Origin of the sequence: Mucilaginibacter terrae, from assembly GCF_031951985.1 — a bacterium.
GTDB classification, from domain to species: Bacteria; Bacteroidota; Bacteroidia; order Sphingobacteriales; family Sphingobacteriaceae; genus Mucilaginibacter; species Mucilaginibacter terrae_A.
This window is the reverse complement of the sequence record NZ_JAVLVU010000001.1, coordinates 4,623,638-4,645,356: the sequence shown is the minus strand read 5'-3', so window position 1 is coordinate 4,645,356 and position 21,719 is coordinate 4,623,638. Positions and strand designations below refer to the sequence as shown.

Genomic DNA, 21,719 nt, shown 5'->3' with positions numbered 1-21,719 from the left:
GCCCACAATCAGCCCGCCCCCTCTCAAGAGGGGAAATAAGCTCACCAAGCCTTAGAATACCCTTAACTTCACCACCAGAAACTAAACATATTCCTATATTTGTAACAAAATAATGACGGCCCAACCCTTAATGTCGAAAGTTTTAAAGCTATTTACCAACCGCATTTTTGTTGCCGTAATTTGGTTTGGCTTAAGCTTTGTTGCCATACTAAAGCAGGTGCTTCATCAGCACATTAATAACTATTACATTTATAAGCACACGTTTATTAACCTGGTTCACCGGGTAAATTTGTATATACCTCAGCCTAAATACTTTTTAGATACCAACCACTACGGGCCATTGTTTGCGCTGGTGATAGCGCCGTTTACGCTCTTTCCGGATGGTGTGGGTGCTGTGCTATGGGTGATGGTAAACGCCTGGGTGCTTTATGAAGTTATTGTACGCTTGCCGCTTACGGCGCAGCAACGTACAGCCGTGCTCCTCATTTGTGCGCACGAACTCATGACCTCATCGTTTAACGTGCAGTTTAACCCAATGATGGCGGCTTTTATTGGGCTGAGCTATATCCTTATTAAAAACAAGCGCGATTTTTGGGCGGCACTGGTTATTGTAGCCGGTACTTACATTAAGCTGTATGGCATAGTCGGGCTCGCCTTTTTCTTCTTTTCAGAGCATAAACTTAAATTCATCCTATCGCTCGTGTTTTGGGGTATTGTGCTGTTTATCTTACCTATGCCATTTTCGTCTCCATCTTTCGTAATGCAAAGCTACCTGGACTGGTACGAAAGCCTGGTTGAAAAAAACGTACAAAACGCCACCTCAACCATGCAGGATATTTGCGTTATGGGGATGATACGCCGCATATTTAATTATCCACAATTGTCAAATTTACTGGTGATGGCACCTGCGCTGGTATTGTTTGGATTGGCTTACCTCCGGTTCAAAAGTTTCAAAAAAACGTCATTCCAGTTACTTATACTGGCATCTACCTTAATATTTACGGTAATTTTCAGTACCGGGTCCGAATCGCCTACTTATATTATTGCGTTTGTGGGCGTGGCAATCTGGTACATGAATTTAGAGCGACCGGTTAGCAAGTTTGAAATTGGCTTGCTCATATTTGCATTGGTGATTACGAGCCTATCGCCGTCAGACCTGTTTCCAAAATACATCAACAAAACCTATATAAAACCATATGCATTAAAGGCCCTGCCCTGCTTTGTAATATGGCTACGAATTGTTTACGAAAGTTTAACCCGGGATTTTAGCCGGAAACCTGTTTACGTGGGTCAATAATGAGAAGAAAGATTTCTGTGGTGATACCGTCCTTTAACGAGGAAGGCAATATTGAAGTGTTAGCTACCAAACTGGTAGAAGTGCTTAAAAAAGTAAACTACGATTACGAGGTTATTTTTGTTGACGACGGCAGTTCGGACGGTACGCTGAACAGCCTGAAAGCCTTGCACGGCTTAGACGATAACTTGTATTACCTCGAACTATCGCGCAATTTTGGCCACCAAAATGCGCTTAAAGCCGGCTACGATTATGCCGATGGAGATGCTGTAATAAGCATGGACAGCGATATGCAGCATCCGCCTGATATGATACCGCAGTTTTTGGAGAAGTGGGAAGAAGGCTACGATGTAGTGTACACCTGCCGCGAATACCAGGACGAGGCCACTTTCTTTAAAACCAAATCGTCGGACTTGTTTTACTCGGTCATCAACTCATTATCAGATACCAAACTGGAGCGCGGCACAGCCGATTTCAGGCTTATTGACCGCAAAGTGGCCAATGTATTAACCAGTTTAAACGAAGACGGGCTGTTTATTCGCGGCCTTATTAAATGGCTGGGCTTTAAGCAGTACGGTATACATTACCAGTGTGAGGCACGTTTTTCGGGCAAGAGCAAGTACAATTTAAAAAAGATGCTGCGCTTTGCCGTACAGGGTATTACAGCATTCAGCGTTAAACCGCTTAATATGGCTATAGGCATTGGTGGCTTTTTTGCGGCCTGCAGCTTACTGTACATTCCTTATATTTTAATAAGCTATTTAGATGGCGAGGCCGTTTTGGGCTGGTCATCTATTCTGGCTACCATAGTCTTCTTCGGAGGAGTTCAGTTGATGGTAATGGGTATAATTGGCCTTTACCTGGGCAAGCTGTTCATGCAATCAAAACAACGCCCTAATTACATTATACGTTCTACTAATTTACAACGCATTACCAATGATATTACTAAGCTTCGACATTGAGGAGTTTGACATGCCCTTTGAGTATGGCAAAAGCATTCCGTTTGATGAACAGCTTGCCATATCAACACAGGGCACGTTAAGCATCCTCAAAATTTTGGAGGATGCCGGCGTAAAGGCTACGTTTTATACCACGGCCAATTATGCCATGCATAAGCCCGAAGTAGTGACGCAAATTATTAACGAGGGGCATGAGCTGGCCTCGCACGGCTTTTATCACTCCGATTTTAAGCCCGAGCACCTGCTGCAATCCAAAAACAAGCTCGAAGAAATTGGTGGTGTGCCTGTTAAAGGCTACCGCATGGCCCGCATGATGCCGGTTGACGAGCGCGAGATAGAAAAGGCCGGTTACCAATACAATTCATCCATTAACCCAACGTGGTTGCCTGGGCGTTATAATAACTTTAGTAAGCCGCGTACCTGGTTCTATCATCAAAATGTGCTGCAACTGCCATCATCGGTATCACCATTGATCAGGTTTCCGTTATTTTGGTTGAGTTTTCATAACCTGCCCATGAGTTTGCTTAAAATGCTGAGTGCGGCTACCCACCGTAAAGATGGTTACCTTAACCTATACTTTCATCCCTGGGAATTTACCGATCTGGATCAGCCCGAGCGCTTTAATTTTCCGGGTTACGTGGTACGCAACAGCGGCAATGCATTTATTAAAAGATTGACCGCTTTTATTGCGTGGGCAAAGGCAAAAGGTTACGAGTTTGCCAAAACGGAAGACTTTGTAAATACCCTGCCTAAAGTATACTAAACATCTGCTGTATATATTTTATTTGAGCAGGCATTAATGGTTAACATTCAACTAAAATGGTGGTGTACCTTATAACAGTTATCACCTTAAAGCTGTTGCCACACAGGAGAAAAGACCGCATGCATCAAAAATTAATCAAATGATTAGTTTTTTACTTTTCTACCACAATACTCCCGTTTAATTGCGTATTTTTGCGTAAAAATAAGCAAACTAAGTAATTATATAATTACGTAACATATTACAATAAGCAGCGTCTTAGGTTAAGTTTTTTAACGGCTCGGGTAAATTAAAAACTGGTTATCAACCCGGCAATAAAATGGTTAAACAGTTAGTTATTTACTCGGAAGTTTGCACACGCCGCACCTTGAAATTAAAATGTGTTATAAAAGTTATTTAAAATACTTATTAGTTGCTTTATTTACCATAACGGGTAGCCTTATGGCGCTTGCTCAAAGCACCGTAATAAACGGTACCGTAACCGATGCCACCACCCGGCAGCCATTATCATACGTTACGGTAACCTTTCAAGGCAGCACTACCGGTGTAAATACCGACGATAAAGGCCGTTACACTTTAACTACTCCAAACCAATCGTACACCATATTACAGGTTTCGTTTGTGGGCTATAAAACCTCGGTTTTTACCATTACACCCGGCAAACAGCAAACCATCAATGTAAAACTACAATCAGATAACCAGCAACTGGATGCCGTTTTAATAAAACGCGGCAAAAAGAAACGCTATACCAATAACGATAACCCTGCGGTAGAACTCATACGCAAGGTTATTGCCAACAAAGAGAAAAACCGCCCCGAAGCTTATAATTACGTAGAGTACAAAGGTTATGAACGGCTTAACTTCTCGTTCATTAACGTAGCCGAAAACTTTAGCGACAAGAAATTCTTTCGCAAGTATAAGTTCTTGTTAGATAACCGTGATACGACCACCGTACCTGGCAAAAACCTGTTACCGGTTTATATTAACGAAAAGGTTTACCAGTACTATTACAGCAAAAATCCCGAACGCAAAAAAACTAAAGTACTTGGAGAAAAAGGCGTAAACTTTGGCAGTTTTTTAGACAGTGAGGGCATTGGCGTTTACTTTAAGCACTTGTACCAAAACGTTGATATATATGCCAACAGCACGGTACTGGTTACTAACGAGTTTTTGAGCCCTATCTCGGATGCTGCTCCATCGAGCTACAAGTTTTTTATTAGCGATACCACCGTGGTTGACGGTATTAAAGTAGTTGAGCTAAGCTTTACTCCCCGCAACACCAACGACCAGTTGTTTGAAGGCAGTATATACATTACGCTTGACGGCAACTATGCCGTGCAAAAGGCCGACCTAACCATCAACCGTAACATTAACCTTAATTGGGTTAAGGCCATGAGTGTAAGCCTTAACTTTGCCCGTAATACCGATGGCCGTTACTACCTGAGCCGCAGCAATACCATGGCCGATTTTGGCATGTCGAAAAACAAAAAAGGAGGTTTATTTGGGCAGCGGCTGGCCACATTTAACAACTACGTCACTAATGTGCCCCGTCCCGATACCACTTATATGGGTACGCAAGAAATTACATCAGACGAGGTAAAGCACCGCAGTGATGAATTTTGGGCGCAGCAAAGGCAAGACACGCTTACAGGTCCGCAATCAAAGGTATATGCCAATATTGATAGCTTGGGTCGAATGAAATCTTTCCGCCGTACGGTTGATATTGCATCATTATTTTTATTTGGTTATAAGCAATTTGGACCGTTTGATTTAGGTCCGGCCAATGCCTTTTACAGCTTTAATCCGGTAGAGGGTTTCAGGTTGCGCGTGGGTGGCCGCACCAATGTAGAGTTCAGTAAAAGAGTACTGCTCGAAGGTTATACCGCTTACGGCTTTAAGGATGAACGCTGGAAATACTTTTTAGCCGGAACCTTCTCGCTTAATAACAGTTCCATCTTCCGTTTTCCGCAGCACTATGTTAAGGTAAGTTTTCAGCGCGATACCCGCATACCGGGACAAGAGTTACTATTCCTGCGTGAAGACAACTTCCTGTTATCATTTAAACGTGGTAATAACGACAAGTACCTCTATAACGATAATTACCGCATCGATTACCTCAAGGAGTTTAACAACCACTTCTCTATTGGTGTGGGCTTACGCAAACTCACCCAGGAGGCAGCAGGTTCATTATACTTTGATAACACGATCAATGGCCAATCGAACCGGGTGCATGATTTAACCACATCCGAAGCCACACTTACCCTGCGCTATGCCCCGCACGAAGAGTTTTACCAGGGCAAGGTTTACCGCAAGGCATTCATCAACAAATACCCGGTAATTACTTTGAATTACAGCAAGGGCTTTAAAGATGTTTTGCAGGGGCAATACAACTATAACGATGTGTCGCTTAATATTTACAAACACTTTTTCCTGAAAAAACTGGGTGAGGCCGATGTTTGGGTTGAGGGTGGAAACACCTTTGGGCAGGTACCCTACCCGCTGTTAACCATACACCGCGCCAATCAAACTTTTGCTTACGATCCGATCTCTTACAACCTGATGAACTTTTTAGAGTTTGTGAGCGACCACTACGCCAGCATCAACATTGATCAGCATTTTAAGGGATTAATATTTAACCGCGTACCCCTGTTAAAAAAACTTAAATGGCGCGAGGTTGCCTCGTTTAAATCATTATGGGGAGGCGTGCGTACCGAGAATAACCCGGCATTGAATCCGCAGTTGTTTGAGTTCCCGAAAGAGGGTAATGGCGATCCTATTACCTATGCATTGGGCAGCAAACCATATGTAGAAGGCAGCGTGGGTATTGAGAATATTTTTAAGGTTTTAAGGGTGGACCTGGTTAAGCGTTTCAACTACCTCGACCATGCCAACATTGCTACCTGGGGTATCAGGACGCGCATACAATTTATTTTTTAATTAATTTAGCACCGGTTTTTCCGGTATATACAATGGCACAACAAACATCACTGCGTAACAACCTTCAGCTGGGCATCTACCGCGTAATCGACCCTTTTGTAAAGGTGTTAATTAAAGTAGGGCTTACGCCAAATGCGGTAACACTCATAGGTTTTATTTTAAATATTGGTGTTGCAGCCGTATTTATTTGGGGTGCCGAAGAAGGTACACGCGATAACTTGAACGAAGTGGGATGGGCCGGCGCACTTATTTTGTTTGCCGGTTTGTTTGATATGTTAGACGGGCAGGTAGCCCGCCTGGGTAACATGAAATCGGTATTCGGTGCCTTGTTCGATTCGGTTTTAGACCGTTACAGTGAGCTGATCATGTTTCTGGGTATTTGCTATTACCTGGTGGCCAATCACTACTTCCTGAGCTCTATATTTGCTTTTATTGCCCTCATTGGTTCTATGATGGTAAGTTATGTACGCGCCCGTGCCGAAGGTTTGGGTGTTGAAATAAAAGGTGGTTTAATGCAGCGCCCTGAGCGTGTGGTAACCATTGGTTTGTTTGCCCTTATTTGCGGCATAGCATCAACCTATATGGGTGGCGATTATAAATTATATGTTCCGGGTATCAAATATCACGTGTTCGAAACCATGTCGATATTTACCTTTCCTATTACCGTTTTAGCCGTTTTAACCAATTTAACAGCTTTCAGGCGTTTAATGGATGCCAAAAAAGCGTTAGACGAAGCTGAGAACCAAGCTTAAACATCCTTACAATGAAAAATATCCTATTTACTATAGGTGGCTTATTAATACTAATAGCTACCGCAAATACTGCATCGGCACATACAATACCGGCCGATACTACTAAAAACATTCATACCTTACCCGGAAACCCTTACCCGGCCCTCCCGGCAAACGTAGAGCGATTATTTTATGTGCAACGTACGCCCAACGCTAATACTATTGTTTACGAGTTGAACATTGATAAAGACGGTAAGATAGACGAGGACGAACCCGTACATCCTTACTGGATAAGGTATCATGATAAAGGCGAAAAGGCTGATCTGAATTTTATTCAGCGCAAATTTGCCTACGGAGTTAACTCAAAAGCATTGGGCAACGGAAAGTTTGACATCAGATTTGTGTCATACAAAAAATTTCCGCTCACCCTGATGAAGGCTGCTGACGGAAAATATCATATCTTCGCAACTATTGCACAACGCCAGCTCATAGTCAACCGAATTTTCCTTAGAATAGAGGGAGGCTCTTTTTGGGTTCCTAATGTGCGATTTGTAGAATTTAAAGGATCAGACCCGGTAACCGGTAAAGAAGTTACCGAGCGTTTTAAACCTTGATAAGTGATGAAAAAGAATTACGTTTCCAACTCGAGTGAATCTGTACGAATGTTTAAAAGCGACTTTATGGAGGCGCTTTCAAAAGTACATTGGACAGTGCCTTTATATGTGTTTATACCCATTATAGGCTTTTTATGTTATTGGGCATTTACCCATACCACTGTTACCATTGCCGGCTTTTTTGGCCTCATGGTAGCCGGTTTAGCATTCTGGACTTTTGCCGAATACATTTTGCACCGCTTTGTTTTTCACTTTGTGCCTAAGGCCGAGTGGGCATTACGTATACACTTTATATTTCATGGTGTGCATCATGATTACCCAAGCGATGCCAAGCGTTTGGTAATGCCGCCATCGGCCAGTATACCTATGGCTACTATCTTATTCCTGTTGTTTAACTGGATCTTACCAGAGGGATATATCTACTCGTTTTTCCCGGGCTTTTTAATAGGTTACTTAATTTACGATATATCGCACTACGCTATACATCACTTTAACTTTAAAGGCGGGATGTGGAAAGCCATTAAACAGCACCACATGTTGCACCATTACCAGGACCCCAGCAAAGGTTACGGCGTAAGCTCACCAATTTGGGATAAGGTGTTTGGTTCTGATTTTATGAAGAAGGCAAAATGAGTTTTGCCATATCCAAAGGCGCGCCAATTACCCTCAAAAACTTCCTGATTGTAACGCTGGCGGCTGTTGCCTATTTACTGGCATCTTACCTGCTGGTTGGCTATAAAGGCGATCAGATCGTACTTATTTGCCTGTTTTACAGTTTGTTTTATGCCTCGGGCATTACCCGCAAATTTGTGCTGGGCTTTTCGATCTTCATTGTGTATTGGATAATATTCGATTACATGAAGGCTTTTCCGAATTACAATTACAGCCGGGTACACTTAGCCGAGCTGTATAATTTTGAAAAGCATGTGTTTGGTATAAACCAGGCCGGCCATATAGTTAGTCCAAACGAGTACTGGCGCATACATAGCTCCACTTTTTTGGATATTTTATCCGGCATATTTTACTTATGCTGGATACCCGTACCATTGGGTTTTGCTGCTTACCTCTTTTTTACCCGCAAGCGCGAGTTCCTGTATTTTTCGTTAACGTTTGTGGTGGTAAATTTGCTGGGCTTTGTAGTATATTACACCTACCCTGCTGCACCACCATGGTACATACAGCATCACGGCTTTCACTTTTTTAAGGCAACGCCGGGCAACACTGCCGGCCTGAGCAGGTTTGATGCTTACTTTCATATCAACCTGTTTAAAAACATTTACTCAAAAGGCTCAAACGTATTTGCGGCTATGCCATCATTACACTCCAGCTACCCGCTTATAGTGGTATATTACGGCCTTAAAAACCGCTTGGGCTGGGCCAATATTTTCTTCATTACCGTAACAGTGGGTATTTGGTTTGCCGCTGTATACACCAGCCACCACTATTTGTTAGATGTGCTGGCAGGTATTACCACTGCAGCTATTGGTATTGCACTATTTAACTTTATTGCTGCCAAATCAAAGGTGATAAATAACTGGCTTAACCAGTACGAAGCTATAATTCAGTAATTTAGCATTCTATTTATCCACATTTATACCGCATATTGTTAATATCTCATAAACAGGCATGTGTTTTGTATTTATATTACAAAAGCATTTAATGCCCTGTTTATGAAAAAATTAGTTTTACTATCAGCATATTTATTACTGTTTACGTTAGCATCAAAAGCCGATACCCTTGATAGCCTTAAACAACAACTACAACTTACTACTGATGATGTAGCCAAGGCGGGCATATATACCCAAATTGCTAACTGCTACCTGCTTAAAAACAGTGCAAACAACTACATAAAGCGCATATCGCAGGAAAACGCTATAAACTACACCATGCTGGCCATGAAAACGTATTACAAGTACAGCGATACAACTGGTATGGTTTATAGCTATACTAACTTATCAAAAGCTTACCGCGCACAAAAAAAATATACACAAGCCAAATGGTTCATACTACAAGCTAATACTTTGTCGCGCAGGCAAAAATCGGCCCCGGCCATAGTGAGTAGCCTGGTAGATTTAGCAGCTATTAAAATAGACATTAAAGACTACAAACTGGCGCAAAGAGACCTGAAAGAAGCACACCGCATTGCTTTAAAAAACAAACTGGCTTCGCAGGATTCGGCTGTGAAAAATACTTTTAGCCGTTTATACACCTTTATACAGGTAGCACCGGCCGAAAACGTTTTTCAGGGCCTGGATGAAAGCATTAAAAAAGAAGATTTAATTATTGCCGAGCAGCAGAAAAAACTGGCCGCCCTGGCTGCGCTCAAAGCTGCCAAAAAGCAGCAGCCGTCAAAAAAGAAATTGCTTACGGTAGCTAATGCCGTACAAAAAAAGAAATCGGTTGAGCATTTAAGATTAACAGCTCCAACCCTACTGTGGGAAACGCCATCAAGCAAAACCAATACCGATAGTTTGAAGACGGTTACATTGTAGAAGGAAACCACTTCCGCTCGTTTATCAAGCGGAAGTTTCGATAATTAAAATTATATATCCACCACATCTTTTAGGCCCTCACTTCTGTTGAAGGCTTGGTTGCGGTGCCCTTCTTTAATTCTAAAACCGTAATCTCCGGCCAAATCCCTAATCTTCCTGAAAAGGCTAAGAAACCAAAACCACGGTTTACGTATAAATTTCGGCCGTTTTCAATCATTAACCCTGCCCAATTAAGATAGCGGTATTTAACCGGGCTCCACCTGAATTTATCGGTCTCCACCCCAAACTGCGCGCCATGCGTGTGGCCCGAAAGCGTTAAATGCACATGTGATGGATGGTAACGTACAATTTTTTCCCAATGAGTTGGATCGTGTGATAGCAAAACTTTAAAAGCTTTAGCCTGTACACCGTCCAGCGCTTTATCAAGGTTGCCCGCTTTTATAAACGAGCTCCCCCAGTTTTGTACGCCTATAAGTGTGATAGACTGGCCATCTTTATTGAGTTCAATACTTTCGTCAAGCATGAGTTTAAAACCCATTTCCTTATGATGATCAAATAAGGCCGACATGTTAGCTGTTTTAGCCGCATCGCTCGGCCATTTTATATAATCGCCATAATCATGATTGCCCAACACCGAAAACTTACCATAAGGTGCTTTTAATTGTTTAAAACGATGGATGTAAGGTTCAATTTCGGTGGCCACATTGTTAACCAGATCGCCGGTAAACACAAACAAGTCCGATTTCTGAGCATTAGCCAGATCAATCCCGCGCTGCATGGCCTCGGCATTATCAAAACTTCCGGAATGAATATCAGATAGCTGGGTAATGGTAAAGCCGTCAAAAGCCTCGGGCAAATCTTCAAAATACAAGGTATGGCGATGCACCTTGTAATCATATTTGCCTTTAACCATAGCGTATATAAACGACGTTAAGGGCACCGAAGCCAGTAACAATCCTGCTTCGCTTACAAAGCGCCTACGGGTAGGTAAAGCTTTTTTGGGCTTATGGTTATTTTTAAAGCGGTTGATGAGCCCGGCTATCATCCTGTAAATATCACTAACAAACAACACCAACGAAAACACAACTTTGGTTACCAGCAGCGTTATAAAAACACTAAGCAACCACTGGTGTATAATTGTCATACCCGGAGGTTTGGTAGCACTGTTAAGCCCCCAAAGCAGGGCCAGCATTACCCCAATATTTACTATGAAATGTGCAGCCGCAACCACTCGTTTTACCGGTGGTTTTACTCCTGCTAAAAGAACTTTTATACCGGTGTATACATATATATCAAGTATAATACTGGCTGCTGCTAACATTAAAAAATACTGTAGAACCTGGTGGCGCATTGTTAAAATTTTAAGGGCTTAATATACGTAACAAGGTTAAATTAAAGCTTTATGTTTTGCTTATGTAAGTTTATAAATATAAAACCGGGCAGCAGGCATAAAAGGTTATTTTTGCGGCAGTTATGAATATCGATTTAAAAAGCAAATACGACAGCATCATCTTTGACCTTGACGGCACCCTTTGGGATTCGACCGCAAACGTGGCCACTGCCTGGCAAAAGGCCAAAGAAGAGGTTGATTATGTTAAAGACGATATAACCCAACAAACGGTACGCTCCATAACCGGTATGGCTTACGACGCCATTTTTGAAAAGCTTTTCCCTTATCTTGAGCCCCAGGTGCGTGAGGAATTTAAAGCACGCTGCGCCAAATACGAATTGGAGGTGCTTAACCAAAAAGGCGGCGAGTTGTATCCCCGGCTTAAAGAAACCCTGGATTACCTGAAAACCAATTATAAACTGTTTGTGGTAAGCAATTGCCAATGCGGATATATTGAAACCTTTTTAAGATTAAATGATATGGAAGATACATTTGCGGGCCACCAGTGCTTTGGCACCAAAGGGCAACCCAAGTTTCAGAACATATTAGATGTAGTGCATGATTATAACCTGAAAGCCCCTGTTTACGTAGGCGATACCCAGGGCGATTATGACAGCGCTACCAAAGCCGGTGTACCAATTATTTTTGCCAACTACGGCTTTGGCCAAACCAATGATGAGCCGGTGGCTGTCATCAATCAATTTGCTGAGTTGAAAAAGATTTTATAAATTATTGGTGACATGATTTTGCCAGTGTTCAATGTGTTGCAAGCACTTAAAACACTTTATGAAACACCGGGATAAAACCGGGCAATCTCGCGGTTTTCAGAAGAAAAAACAAAGTGGTGATGCTATGCTTTAGCACAATATTGAGCATTTTTGTACTTGTAAGATGAATTATTTAGATCAGGATACTATAGTGGCGCTGGCCACCCCGAACGGAACCGGCGCTATTGGTGTAATCCGCCTTTCGGGACCGGATGCCATTGCTATTGCTAACAGCGTATTTAAGGGTAAAAACCTTACTATGCAGGCTACACACACCATCCACTTTGGTACCATTAACGATGGCGAATTGGTACTTGATGAAGTACTGGCCTCCATTTTCATCGGCCCGCGCTCGTACACTAAAGAAAACGTGGTAGAAATCTCGTGCCACGGTTCTAACTACATCATACAGAGCATCATAAAATTATTGATTAAACAAGGCGCACGCTCGGCCAAACCCGGCGAATTTACCATGCGCGCCTTCCTCAACGGCCAGTTCGACCTATCACAAGCTGAAGCCGTAGCCGACCTGATAGCCTCCGACTCCAAAGCCTCTCAACAGGTAGCCCTGCAACAATTACGCGGTGGATACAGCACCGAATTACAGGTTTTGCGCGAGCAGTTAGTCCATTTTGCCTCGATGATAGAATTGGAACTTGACTTTTCGGAAGAGGATGTAGAATTTGCTAATCGTGCCCAGTTAAAACAGCTTATACATGATTTAACACGCGTTATTGGCAAACTTATACAATCATTTGAATTAGGAAATGCTGTTAAACAGGGCATTAATACAGTAATAGCAGGCAGGCCAAACGCGGGAAAATCAACCCTTTTAAACGCGCTGCTCAACGAAGAACGCGCTATTGTAAGCCACATTGCCGGCACCACCCGCGATACCATTGAAGAAACGCTGAACATCAACGGCATCAACTTTCGCCTGATTGATACGGCCGGCATCCGCGAAGCCACAGATGCCATTGAGCAAATTGGCGTGCAAAAAACCATGGAGAAAATTAGTCAGTCGGCCTTGCTGCTGTATGTTTTTGATGTAGAAAACCTATTGCCTGAGGAGTTAAAGCAGGATATTGAAAGTTTGTACAAACCCGGTATGCCGACCCTCATTGTAGCCAACAAAATTGATTTGGCTAATACCGCCATAAATAAATACCTGTTGATATTACCCGAAGAGGCTAAGCTGGTTGCCATATCGGCCAAAGAAAAGCTGCATATTGACGAGTTGAAGCAACTCATTTACGATACCACTATACAAGGCCGCCTAAACGGCAATGAAACCCTGGTAACCAACATACGCCACCTCGAAGCTCTACAAAAAACCGAGCAGGCGCTCATCAAAACCCTGCAAGGCATTGACATGCAGGTAACATCCGACTTTTTAGCCATGGATATTAAACAAGCCCTACACTACCTTGGCGAAATAACCGGCGCAGTTACAACAGACGACCTACTGGATAATATATTTTCGAAGTTTTGCATTGGCAAGTAATTGACTATCATACACTTGCGTTTACTTTCATATTCTCATTTAAACAAGGTTTTTACTGCTTATTGTTTCAGATACTTTCCTAAGATTTCTTACGATTTTCAGAATTAGCATTTTCAGTTACAAAATCGTAGGAAATTCTTTGATGCCCATTTATAGCTTCATTTTCCTATCTTTTTCCTTATTTTCTTATAGTTTTAGTACAGATTACTCTTGATAAAGGTATGAACCCTGAGAGTAGTTTATTATTTTAAGGTAGGATTAACTTTGCCAAAACAAATACAAAAACGCATATGGGAGTCGCCATTAGACACAATAAACTCAGAAACAATCGCCTTGGGCTATCGTTGGATGTTTTTTATCGCAGGCTTGATTATCAGTGGCTACAAACTTACCGGGACCTTTTTTACAAAGTGTATGAAGACCGGCCCGATCAGTCCTGAAGGCAGCAAAGGAGAGTCCTTGTTAAAAAATTTAAAGGTCGTAAATGTCTTTCTCCTTGGTTCAGGTCTTTTGGTGATATCGTCTAACCATACCGGGATTTCCTTTAAGTTTCTTTTCTCCCAGATCATGTCGTCAGGATATTGTTCATCACCTATCAGCCGGTTAGCCCAGAGATTGGTGACCTGCAAAGAAAGTTTATTGGCTCCTGTCTTTAATTTACCTGTCAGGTCCATGGCAAATGGTGGCTTCCACAGCAATCCCATATCCTTGCCGTTAACCATAACTGATACGGTATTGAACACTTTACCCAGGTCAAGATAGGCTTTTATTTTTCCCGTCGCCTGTTCCTTGGTAATTTGTATAGTGGTCTCATACAATATGGTGCCCGAGTAATATTTCAGTTCCTCCATTTCTGTCCAAGAACCCAGTTTATCGGACATCATCGTTTTTTCTCTACCATCTTCCTTAAAAGTCAATTGCCATGCCCCGTTAACAGATAACGGCAGTGGCACCTGATCAATGGAAATGACCTTCTGTGTTCCATTGCTGAGATCCAGGGAATAGACTCCTCCGGCGGAGGCAGCCAATGTTGTTCTTCCACCCTTTTCTTTCGTGAATTTAACCAGGTACGGCTTCAGAGATCCGTCCTGACGGATACTATTTAAAGTTAGTAATGAGTCCAGTCTTTTTCTCCGGAATACCAGAAATACAGAACCGCTTGGATCAAGCTCGATCCTGGTGATCGTCCTTTTATCTTTAAACTGAAAGCAGGGGGCTTCTTCCGAAGTGCCGGAATCTGCCGCCCATAGCTCAGGAATGCGCTCCTCGCCTCTGGTGCTGATCGAAGCTTGAATTGTCCTGTCCTCCTGATTGGATATGAAATAAATATCTATTCCATTATCAAGCTGGCGATGCACCCACAACAAAGGCATTTGCCCATTACTCTCACTTACCAGATCCGGGGTCAGGTTTAGCTTATTAACAACTTCAGGAACAGGTTGCAGAGCGAAGACCTGGCCCTTTCCATATACGTTGTGGCTCTCAGATTCAGCCATACCCCAGAGCTGATCCGCTATGTCTTTCACTAACCTGTCGTTCACTTCCCTATCCGTCAGGCCGGGAGCACGTTCAGGTTTTCGGCCCACTATTCTTGCCCCTGCTTTCACTAAACTTTTTATCTTTAAGGCAATATCGGGTCGCATCTGAGCGGAATCAGGCAGGATCAACAACTGGTATCTCAACCCGCCTGGCAAAGCCAGTTCTCCGTTAACAACTTCCAATCTGGTGAGTAAGGCATCCGTTCCGATCGTCTCATCATAAAATCCGGGTATGGGCTTTGGCGTTACACGGTCATATACCAGGTACAACAGGTCGGTCACCGGCTTGCCCTGCCGCAGCATAAACTGGCAACGGGTAAGGTAGCTGATCCATTCTTTGCCGCCCTTATTCCACCAGAGCTGAGTTCTGCCGAAATGCGTTCCCCACTGCCCCATGGTCATCCCGGGATACACATTTTTCCAGGGTTGATGGGCTGAGGTATGAAAAAACAACATATTGACCCCACCTGCAAATGCACGGTCGCCAACGGATTTAAGCGCATAAGGATCGACCTTCCATGCTGAATTGGGTTGTCCTGTAAAGGCTTCCGCTGCGACTATGTTTTTCCCCCAGGTGTGTGCACCTGATGCTGTGGGCTTGACAGAATCCCAGCCCCACGTGGTAGGCTTTTGCCAGAACTCACACATCAGCACATCGCCATATTTGGCGGCGTTATTGCTTTCAAACGGCTGATCGTGGCCTGTGGCGTAAGGCTCCAAAATAAATTCCATACCCTGCTCTTTGATGAGCTGCTGCATGCTGCCATAATAGTTCTCCGCAAAAAGTTGCTTGATGGTCTCTTTCCAATCCCATTGAAAACGCGAAGTGGTGTCCTTATCGGTAACAAGACGACCGCTCACCTGTACAAGGAAAGGAAGTATATCATATCCACGTCTTTTCTTAAATTCTGCCGGCATTTTTGATGTCCAGTTTTGGGTGCCCATCTCATAACTATCCACTTCATATCGATTGAATACAGAGCCATTGAATTTACCGGCCAGTTTATTTAACTGATCCGGGAAGGTCTTCCAGTATGCCCGCAATGCCTGTGCATCCAATTTATCAACTTCCAAACCCTGCCCCGAAACAGGTGCGGTAAGATTGAATTTTTCAATGACCGTGTGACCGATACGTATTACTACCCAGTCACCTGAGGGCACCTGCCAGTTAAGATCACCATTTGAACTGAGATGGCCGGAAAGGTTGATCATTTCATTGACATTGACCGGCCCTTCCTTTTTTACACCCCAACAAACAATATCTCTGTAAAACCCTTTTTTGGCAGTTGGTTGCGGGATAGGCCCTGCATATGAACGGTCTCCACCAACAAGCGTCTCCGTGAAAACCACCTGTTGCATAGCTTGTTCCGCAACGATTGTCTTATACCCGGTCGAAGACCATCCGGGAGAGTTGTGTGTACCTAATTTCAAACCCAAACGCCCAGACTCCTTTAGGGCATGAGAAAAGAGTTCTTTCCAGTTCTCACTCATGATCTGATTTGCCGGATCGTCGATTTTAGCTTCACTTCCCCCTACCAAAAACATTTGAGCTCCGCCCAAACCTGCTTCTTTGAAAGATTCCAGATCTGCCGTTATGCCTTCCCTACTGATCACCCCGTTCATCCAGTGCCACAATGTGTAAGGCCGGGCTTCCATGGGCGGGTTAATAAACAACCTGTCAAGATCGTTATTACCGGCATTTGCAGGCATATCAATCAGCCTGACCCAAGATCGTCCTTGCGTGGATGCCAGGGCCGTTAAAGCGGAGATCTGTACACCGGATAATAAGAAGGCTCTTCTTTTCATAAATATTTGGCGGCTATATTACACAGCCTTTTTAAGTCTCTTTGCAAAATGATTTTTAGAAGGGCTTATTGAATTGCCTTACTGCGGCTAAAAAAGACAAACAGGCCTGCCGGGGAGGCAGGTCCTGTCGTCCGGGCGTAGCCCTAAACCAATTGTGTAGATTTAAATAAAAAATAATTGTCTGTTTAAAACTTCGTTTATACTACTTATCACTCAATTAAGTATTATTAATAGCCGGGCGTAGGTGTAAGTTTACCCTTGCTTACATCTATGGCGTACTGCGGTACCGGAAAAAGTTCGGGCCCGGGAATTTTGCCTACCGACTGCAATGCTGATGCATATTTACCCATCCTGATCAGGTCTATCTTACGCACCCCTTCAAAATAAAGGTCCCAGCCCCGCTCTTTCAAAATGGCTTCATCAAATGCGGTAAGTGAACCGGTTGCAGTGGCTGCCAACGGCCCCAGGCCACCATGTTTAAAACGAACATCATTTACATAACCAATGGCCTCTGATGTAGGTCCGTTGGAATTATGGTTAATGGCCTCGGCCAGCATCAACAATACATCTGCATATCTCAAAAGCGGGATGTCATTACCCTGCACATCTGCTCCCGGGGTAGATTCATCCGGGTATTTCCTCAAAACAGGCCCGCGCATATTAGCCCGGTTACGTTCGGCACCGCCATTTTTAGGAATGTATGACGGGATCATTAGCGAACGCCTTTTATCATTTACGTCAAAAGAATCATAGAACTGCCAGGTTGGACAATAAATACCATTAGGACTGTACCAGCCGCCATTCAGTTTAAAACTTTTAAAATCATTAGGAAGACAATAAAGTGCCATCGCATTGAAGTTGCCTCCTCCGTCTCCGTTTGTTGGTGCTGCGGGATCAACCGTGATTGCGTAAATGGTCTCACTGTTCTTTTCCGTTACTTCCCTAAACAAACCGGCATAATCAGTTACCAGGCTATATCCTAAAGGCAGAATCTCGCGTCCTACCGGCTCCGCTTTGGCGTAATTTTTTTCATTAAGATACAATCGCATCAGGCTACCAAGTGCCAGCCCTTTATTAAACCGCCCGTACTGTGCAGGAGCCACCGGCAGATTATCGGCTGCATACCTTAGGTCTTCTTCGATCACTTTAACGAATGCTTCGCGGGTCGGCCTCGTCAGGTCGGTTTCAGCTTCTGTATTGATCTTGGCAGGATCGGTTATAAACGGTACCGGCCCATACATGTGCAACAAATAATACATGGCCCAGCCGCGTCCCATTCTGGCCTCGGCGATGAAAAGCTTCCTTTTGGCATCTGAAATATTTGCTTTTTGCAGATCAGCGATCACCTGTGTCATTCGTGTGATGTACCTCACCTTTTCAAAATGGCTGGCTTTGCCCTGTGTACGCATGAAAGAAAAATCTGCTTTGCTAAATCCTTCCCAGGCGCCGCCCTGCTCCGTGAAGATATTAAATTCGTCAGTCGGAAGGTCGAACATCACAAATTGCCCATATTCAGGGCTGAAGAACATATTTTGATAGGCTACATCATTATAACCCCACTTAGAACCGAAAGGCTTATACGCCTGAAGAGTATAAAGTTCAAAATCAGATTCTGTCTTTGGAAAATTTGTTGGTATCAGCACACCATTAAGAACAGGATCAAAGTTCTTGTTACAAGCCCCGAGTATCATCGTAGCTGTGATACTTACAGCATATACTATCTTTTTCATATTGTTTAAGATTAAAAATTGGCTCTAAGGCCTAATGAGATCGTGCGTGCCATTGGATAAGGAGCTGGTCCGCCATTGGCATTAGCGGCTTGAATCTCCGGATCGATAGACTTGAATCCGGTAATTATGAATGCATTTTGTACATCAGCAAATACACGGATGCTTTTAGCAAACTTTTGAATGGCAGGACCACCGAAGGTATACCCGGCAGTAATGTTACGGCAACGGATAAAGTCGCGCTTGGCCAAACGGGTATCAATACCTGCATTTAAACCGGTAACCGTAGTTTCGTTATAGGCAGCTCCGGGTAATGTGCCGGCGGTGTTACTGGTACTCCAGGCTTGTTTGATCCGGTCCGTTCCGCTTTGATTTCCCGCTAACAGCGCTAAAGGATCACCCCACTTAGTAGTATAATCGTAACCCCATGCGCCGTACTGGCCGTACATAAATACAGCAAGGTCTATATTCTTATACCTGAAGTTGTTACCGAACCCGATAATACCTTTTGGCACACCTGCCCTTTTAACAATGTCTCCATCGTCGAGTGTTCCATTCCCATTCTGGTCAACAAATATTGGCGAACCAGGCTTTTTGGCACCATTCGGCTGGGATGTTGGCAGTGTTTGGCCCTGTTGCAAAATCCCATTAGTTTCATAAACATAGATGGTACCGATTGGATCTTCCAGACTACCTCCTCTTGGAAGCGGGTCGAATGAAAAGCGCTCTACCCAGCGGATCTTAAAATTGGTGAAATTGATATTACTGTTCCAGCTAAAGTTCTGTGTCTGAATGTTAGTGCTATTCAGCGATATGTCAATACCTTCTCTGCGCTGATGCCCACCATTGACCGGTGCGGTCGATATGGTCGACAATTGCGCTGTTGCTGCGTTTTGCACTAACCTGGTGAGCTCTTCGCGATACCAATCTACCGAGCCGTTAATACGGTCTTTTAGGATGCCGAAATCAAAACCAAGATCTAATGTCTTAGTGATCGGCCAGCGTAGATTAGGATTGTCAAAAGCGGTCTGGCGGTATGGGATATAAACTACCGAACCGTTGTTGAAAGTGATTGCTGTTGCATCGGGGCCGTAAATACCATAAGCAGCCGTTCCAGGGCTTGTACCGGTTGTACCATAACTTGCCCTGATCTTAGCCAGGCTGACCACATCCATGCCTTTGAAGAATGGTTCACTGGAGATCTTCCAGGCACCTGAGATCGAAGGGAAGTTCTGGTATTTATTATCCGGATAGAATTTATCTGTTCCATCACGACGTAAGCTTAAGGATAACAGGTAACGGTCCAAGAAGTCAAAATTGGTTCGGATAAAGAAAGAGCGTAACTGATCCCTTCCGATATATGAAGAGATCACTCTCGGACCTGTTGCCGTTGCCAAATTTTCGGTATTAATGGCGTCAAGCACATTGGAGGTCTCGATCCCGAAACCCGAATTATCATTTAAATAACGGCCCACGCCCATTACTGCATCAATGTTCAGGATATTCTTGATATTCTTTTTAAAAGAGAAGGAGGCCTCCATGGTTTGGTTCAGGCGTCTTGACTCGCCAAGGCTGGCTCTTGATTTATACAATTGTCCAAAGAATACATCCGAAGGAATATAGAAATCCCTTACCGAGTTCTCGCTATTGTTACCATAGAGCACTTTAGCGGTCAGCATCTTGGGAATGATGGTAAAATCCAGGGAAAAATTGGAAAGCATCCCCTCGAATTTGGTCTTATCATTGATCGTCAGTAGTGAAAGCGGATTGCCCGTATTCCTGAAAATACTATAAGCGCCGGTAGCGTCATATACTGGCACGCTGGTGGGATAGGCCAGTGCAGCCTGAAGTGCATTAAAGCCCTGGGTACCTGAACCGCCGGTTTGCCAGCCAGCCTGAGGGTTACCGTAACTATTACGGTTGGCACTTATATTGGTGTTTAACTTTACCCAAGATGCCAATTCGAAACTGAGGTTCATCCGGCCAGAATAGCGCGTCAAATCAGATCCTTTTACTGTACCCTGCTGGTTAAAATATTGTCCGGAGAAAAAATAGGTCAATTTTTCCGTACCTCCGTTGATGCTTACGTTATGATTGTCGACGCTGCCGTTCCGCAAAACCTGACCTAACCAGTCGGTACCCTTCCCTGCAGCCGCAATCTGTGCTGCAGAATAAGTTTGAGTGTATCCGCTTAAATTTGCAGTTACTGTACCGAATGGCGCCATATTCCGGTCCGACAAATATTTGTCGCGATTAAGCTGATTGAAATAACTCATGTAGTCGGTCGGATTCAGCGGTTTCAGGTACGGCAGGTTCTTCACCAGTGAACGGTTACCATCGTAACTGATATTCATACGGCCTGCCTTGCCTTTCTTTGTAGTGATCAGGATAACACCATTGGCCGCAGAAACGCCGTAAATAGCAGCGCTCGCATCTTTAAGCACCTCAATAGATTCGATATCATTAGGATTTAATCCGGCCAGTGCCCCACGGTTTACCCCCTGTAATTCAATAGAAGAACCATTGCTGGGCTCCAGGCCACCAGAAGGGAATAAAACCCCATCAACTACATAAAGCGGCGTTCCTTTACCACGAACTGAGATATTGATATTACCTCCCGGCTGTGAACTTTGCTGGGTAACTTGCAAACCTGCAGCCCTGCCGAAAAGCATTTCGGGTACAGAACTGTTCGCCGCGGTAGGGATCTTTTTAGGATCGATCTTGGTTACCGCCGTGGTAAGATTTTGCTTGGTTGTTGTACCATAACCAATGACCACCACCTCGTTAAGCGATCCTTGTTTGGTAGTCATGACAATGTTCATGGTACTTTCCTTGACAGTTTGCTCAACTTGTTCCATACCAACCTGGCTAAATACGAGCACAGCCCCCTGAGGCACACTGATCGAATATTTGCCATTGACATCGGTGGTCGTACCAAGGGCACCGTTCTTTAATTTAACGGAGGTACCGGGAAGAGAACTTCCATCGTCTTTTGAACTGACCGTTCCGGAAACCGTCACCATTCCCTGACCAAGGGCTGTGGAAGGGACCATCCAAAAAAGAGACATGATAAGTGCAAGCATGCCGCACCGTCTCCAGCATTGAAGCGTAAAAATTTGCATAATTTAATTTAACTGGTTAAAATTGGTTTACTCAATGAAGAGGACGTTCGCAGGAATTCTTAAAGCGCGATTTTGTAT

At 43.8% G+C, this 21,719-nt stretch carries 15 protein-coding genes; 11 read left to right on the top strand and 4 right to left on the bottom strand.

Annotated features, from left to right (window positions below; all coding sequences use genetic code 11):
- The first annotated feature begins 130 nt into the window (after window positions 1-130).
- The 9 genes from QE417_RS19920 (at window position 131) to QE417_RS19880 (ending at window position 9,787) form a co-directional block, all read left to right on the top strand.
- Entirely contained in the window at window positions 131-1,297 is a 1,167-nt protein-coding gene (locus QE417_RS19920; RefSeq protein WP_311952836.1) for a glycosyltransferase family 87 protein, read from the top strand.
- Window positions 1,297-2,256, top strand: a complete 960-nt coding sequence (locus QE417_RS19915; protein WP_311952834.1) for a glycosyltransferase family 2 protein — start codon at window positions 1,297-1,299, stop codon at window positions 2,254-2,256. Before QE417_RS19920 ends, QE417_RS19915 begins: the two co-directional genes overlap by 1 nt.
- Window positions 2,231-3,016, top strand: coding sequence for a polysaccharide deacetylase family protein (locus QE417_RS19910; protein WP_311952831.1), 786 nt, complete (start codon window positions 2,231-2,233; stop codon window positions 3,014-3,016). Before QE417_RS19915 ends, QE417_RS19910 begins: the two co-directional genes overlap by 26 nt.
- A gap of 438 nt (window positions 3,017-3,454) precedes the next feature.
- Window positions 3,455-5,950, top strand: coding sequence for a DUF5686 and carboxypeptidase-like regulatory domain-containing protein (locus tag QE417_RS19905; RefSeq protein ID WP_311952828.1), 2,496 nt, complete (start codon window positions 3,455-3,457; stop codon window positions 5,948-5,950).
- Between the two features lie 32 nt (window positions 5,951-5,982).
- Window positions 5,983-6,702, top strand: a complete 720-nt coding sequence (locus tag QE417_RS19900) for a CDP-alcohol phosphatidyltransferase family protein (protein ID WP_311952827.1) — start codon at window positions 5,983-5,985, stop codon at window positions 6,700-6,702.
- 11 nt (window positions 6,703-6,713) lie between these two features.
- The gene (locus tag QE417_RS19895; RefSeq protein ID WP_311952825.1) at window positions 6,714-7,295 is read left to right on the top strand and encodes a DUF4833 domain-containing protein; all 582 of its coding nucleotides are present in this window, start codon (window positions 6,714-6,716) and stop codon (window positions 7,293-7,295) included.
- 6 nt (window positions 7,296-7,301) lie between these two features.
- Complete coding sequence (locus QE417_RS19890) at window positions 7,302-7,928, top strand: sterol desaturase family protein (protein ID WP_311952822.1); 627 nt, start codon at window positions 7,302-7,304, stop codon at window positions 7,926-7,928.
- Window positions 7,925-8,863: a phosphatase PAP2 family protein gene (locus QE417_RS19885; RefSeq protein ID WP_311952819.1), complete on the top strand. Its 939-nt coding sequence runs from the start codon at window positions 7,925-7,927 to the stop codon at window positions 8,861-8,863. Before QE417_RS19890 ends, QE417_RS19885 begins: the two co-directional genes overlap by 4 nt.
- Window positions 8,864-8,965: 102 nt before the next feature.
- Window positions 8,966-9,787 carry a hypothetical protein gene (locus QE417_RS19880; RefSeq protein ID WP_311952816.1) on the top strand — a complete coding sequence of 274 codons (822 nt, stop codon included), beginning with the start codon at window positions 8,966-8,968 and terminating at the stop codon, window positions 9,785-9,787.
- Window positions 9,788-9,857: 70 nt separating this feature from the next.
- Here the strand turns inward: QE417_RS19880 and QE417_RS19875 are convergent, their stop codons facing one another.
- Window positions 9,858-11,108, bottom strand: coding sequence for a metallophosphoesterase (locus tag QE417_RS19875; protein ID WP_311952814.1), 1,251 nt, complete (start codon window positions 11,106-11,108; stop codon window positions 9,858-9,860).
- Window positions 11,109-11,260: 152 nt separating this feature from the next.
- Here QE417_RS19875 and QE417_RS19870 point away from each other — a divergent pair, with 152 nt between their 5' ends.
- Both QE417_RS19870 and mnmE read left to right on the top strand, forming a co-directional pair.
- Entirely contained in the window at window positions 11,261-11,905 is a 645-nt protein-coding gene (locus QE417_RS19870; protein ID WP_311952811.1) for an HAD family hydrolase, read from the top strand.
- Between the two features lie 163 nt (window positions 11,906-12,068).
- A complete protein-coding gene (mnmE, locus tag QE417_RS19865; RefSeq protein ID WP_311952809.1) occupies window positions 12,069-13,448 on the top strand; it encodes a tRNA uridine-5-carboxymethylaminomethyl(34) synthesis GTPase MnmE in 1,380 nt (459 codons plus the stop codon).
- A gap of 380 nt (window positions 13,449-13,828) precedes the next feature.
- On the opposite strand, the gene QE417_RS19860 is transcribed toward mnmE, so the two are convergent.
- From QE417_RS19860 to QE417_RS19850, 3 genes are all read right to left on the bottom strand, one after another.
- On the bottom strand, window positions 13,829-16,792 hold the full coding sequence (locus QE417_RS19860; RefSeq protein ID WP_311952806.1) for a glycosyl hydrolase: 2,964 nt from the start codon (window positions 16,790-16,792) through the stop codon (window positions 13,829-13,831).
- Window positions 16,793-17,019: 227 nt separating this feature from the next.
- Entirely contained in the window at window positions 17,020-18,522 is a 1,503-nt protein-coding gene (locus QE417_RS19855; protein WP_311952804.1) for a RagB/SusD family nutrient uptake outer membrane protein, read from the bottom strand.
- A gap of 11 nt (window positions 18,523-18,533) precedes the next feature.
- Window positions 18,534-21,572 (bottom strand): SusC/RagA family TonB-linked outer membrane protein, encoded by a 3,039-nt coding sequence (locus QE417_RS19850; RefSeq protein WP_311952802.1) that lies wholly within the window; start codon window positions 21,570-21,572, stop codon window positions 18,534-18,536.
- Between the last annotated feature and the right edge of the window lie 147 nt (window positions 21,573-21,719).

What these genes read in the sequence shown, in the direction of transcription:
- QE417_RS19920 (WP_311952836.1), top strand. Translation starts at nt 131, where the DNA reads ATGTCGAAAGTTTTAAAGCTATTTACCAACCGCATTTTTGTTGCCGTA.
- QE417_RS19915 (WP_311952834.1), top strand. Translation starts at nt 1,297, where the DNA reads ATGAGAAGAAAGATTTCTGTGGTGATACCGTCCTTTAACGAGGAAGGC.
- QE417_RS19910 (WP_311952831.1), top strand. Translation starts at nt 2,231, where the DNA reads ATGATATTACTAAGCTTCGACATTGAGGAGTTTGACATGCCCTTTGAG.
- QE417_RS19905 (WP_311952828.1), top strand. Translation starts at nt 3,455, where the DNA reads ATGGCGCTTGCTCAAAGCACCGTAATAAACGGTACCGTAACCGATGCC.
- QE417_RS19900 (WP_311952827.1), top strand. Translation starts at nt 5,983, where the DNA reads ATGGCACAACAAACATCACTGCGTAACAACCTTCAGCTGGGCATCTAC.
- QE417_RS19895 (WP_311952825.1), top strand. Translation starts at nt 6,714, where the DNA reads ATGAAAAATATCCTATTTACTATAGGTGGCTTATTAATACTAATAGCT.
- QE417_RS19890 (WP_311952822.1), top strand. Translation starts at nt 7,302, where the DNA reads ATGAAAAAGAATTACGTTTCCAACTCGAGTGAATCTGTACGAATGTTT.
- QE417_RS19885 (WP_311952819.1), top strand. Translation starts at nt 7,925, where the DNA reads ATGAGTTTTGCCATATCCAAAGGCGCGCCAATTACCCTCAAAAACTTC.
- QE417_RS19880 (WP_311952816.1), top strand. Translation starts at nt 8,966, where the DNA reads ATGAAAAAATTAGTTTTACTATCAGCATATTTATTACTGTTTACGTTA.
- QE417_RS19875 (WP_311952814.1), bottom strand. Translation starts at nt 11,108, where the DNA reads ATGTTAGCAGCAGCCAGTATTATACTTGATATATATGTATACACCGGT.
- QE417_RS19870 (WP_311952811.1), top strand. Translation starts at nt 11,261, where the DNA reads ATGAATATCGATTTAAAAAGCAAATACGACAGCATCATCTTTGACCTT.
- mnmE (WP_311952809.1), top strand. Translation starts at nt 12,069, where the DNA reads ATGAATTATTTAGATCAGGATACTATAGTGGCGCTGGCCACCCCGAAC.
- QE417_RS19860 (WP_311952806.1), bottom strand. Translation starts at nt 16,792, where the DNA reads ATGAAAAGAAGAGCCTTCTTATTATCCGGTGTACAGATCTCCGCTTTA.
- QE417_RS19855 (WP_311952804.1), bottom strand. Translation starts at nt 18,522, where the DNA reads ATGAAAAAGATAGTATATGCTGTAAGTATCACAGCTACGATGATACTC.
- QE417_RS19850 (WP_311952802.1), bottom strand. Translation starts at nt 21,572, where the DNA reads ATGGTCCCTTCCACAGCCCTTGGTCAGGGAATGGTGACGGTTTCCGGA.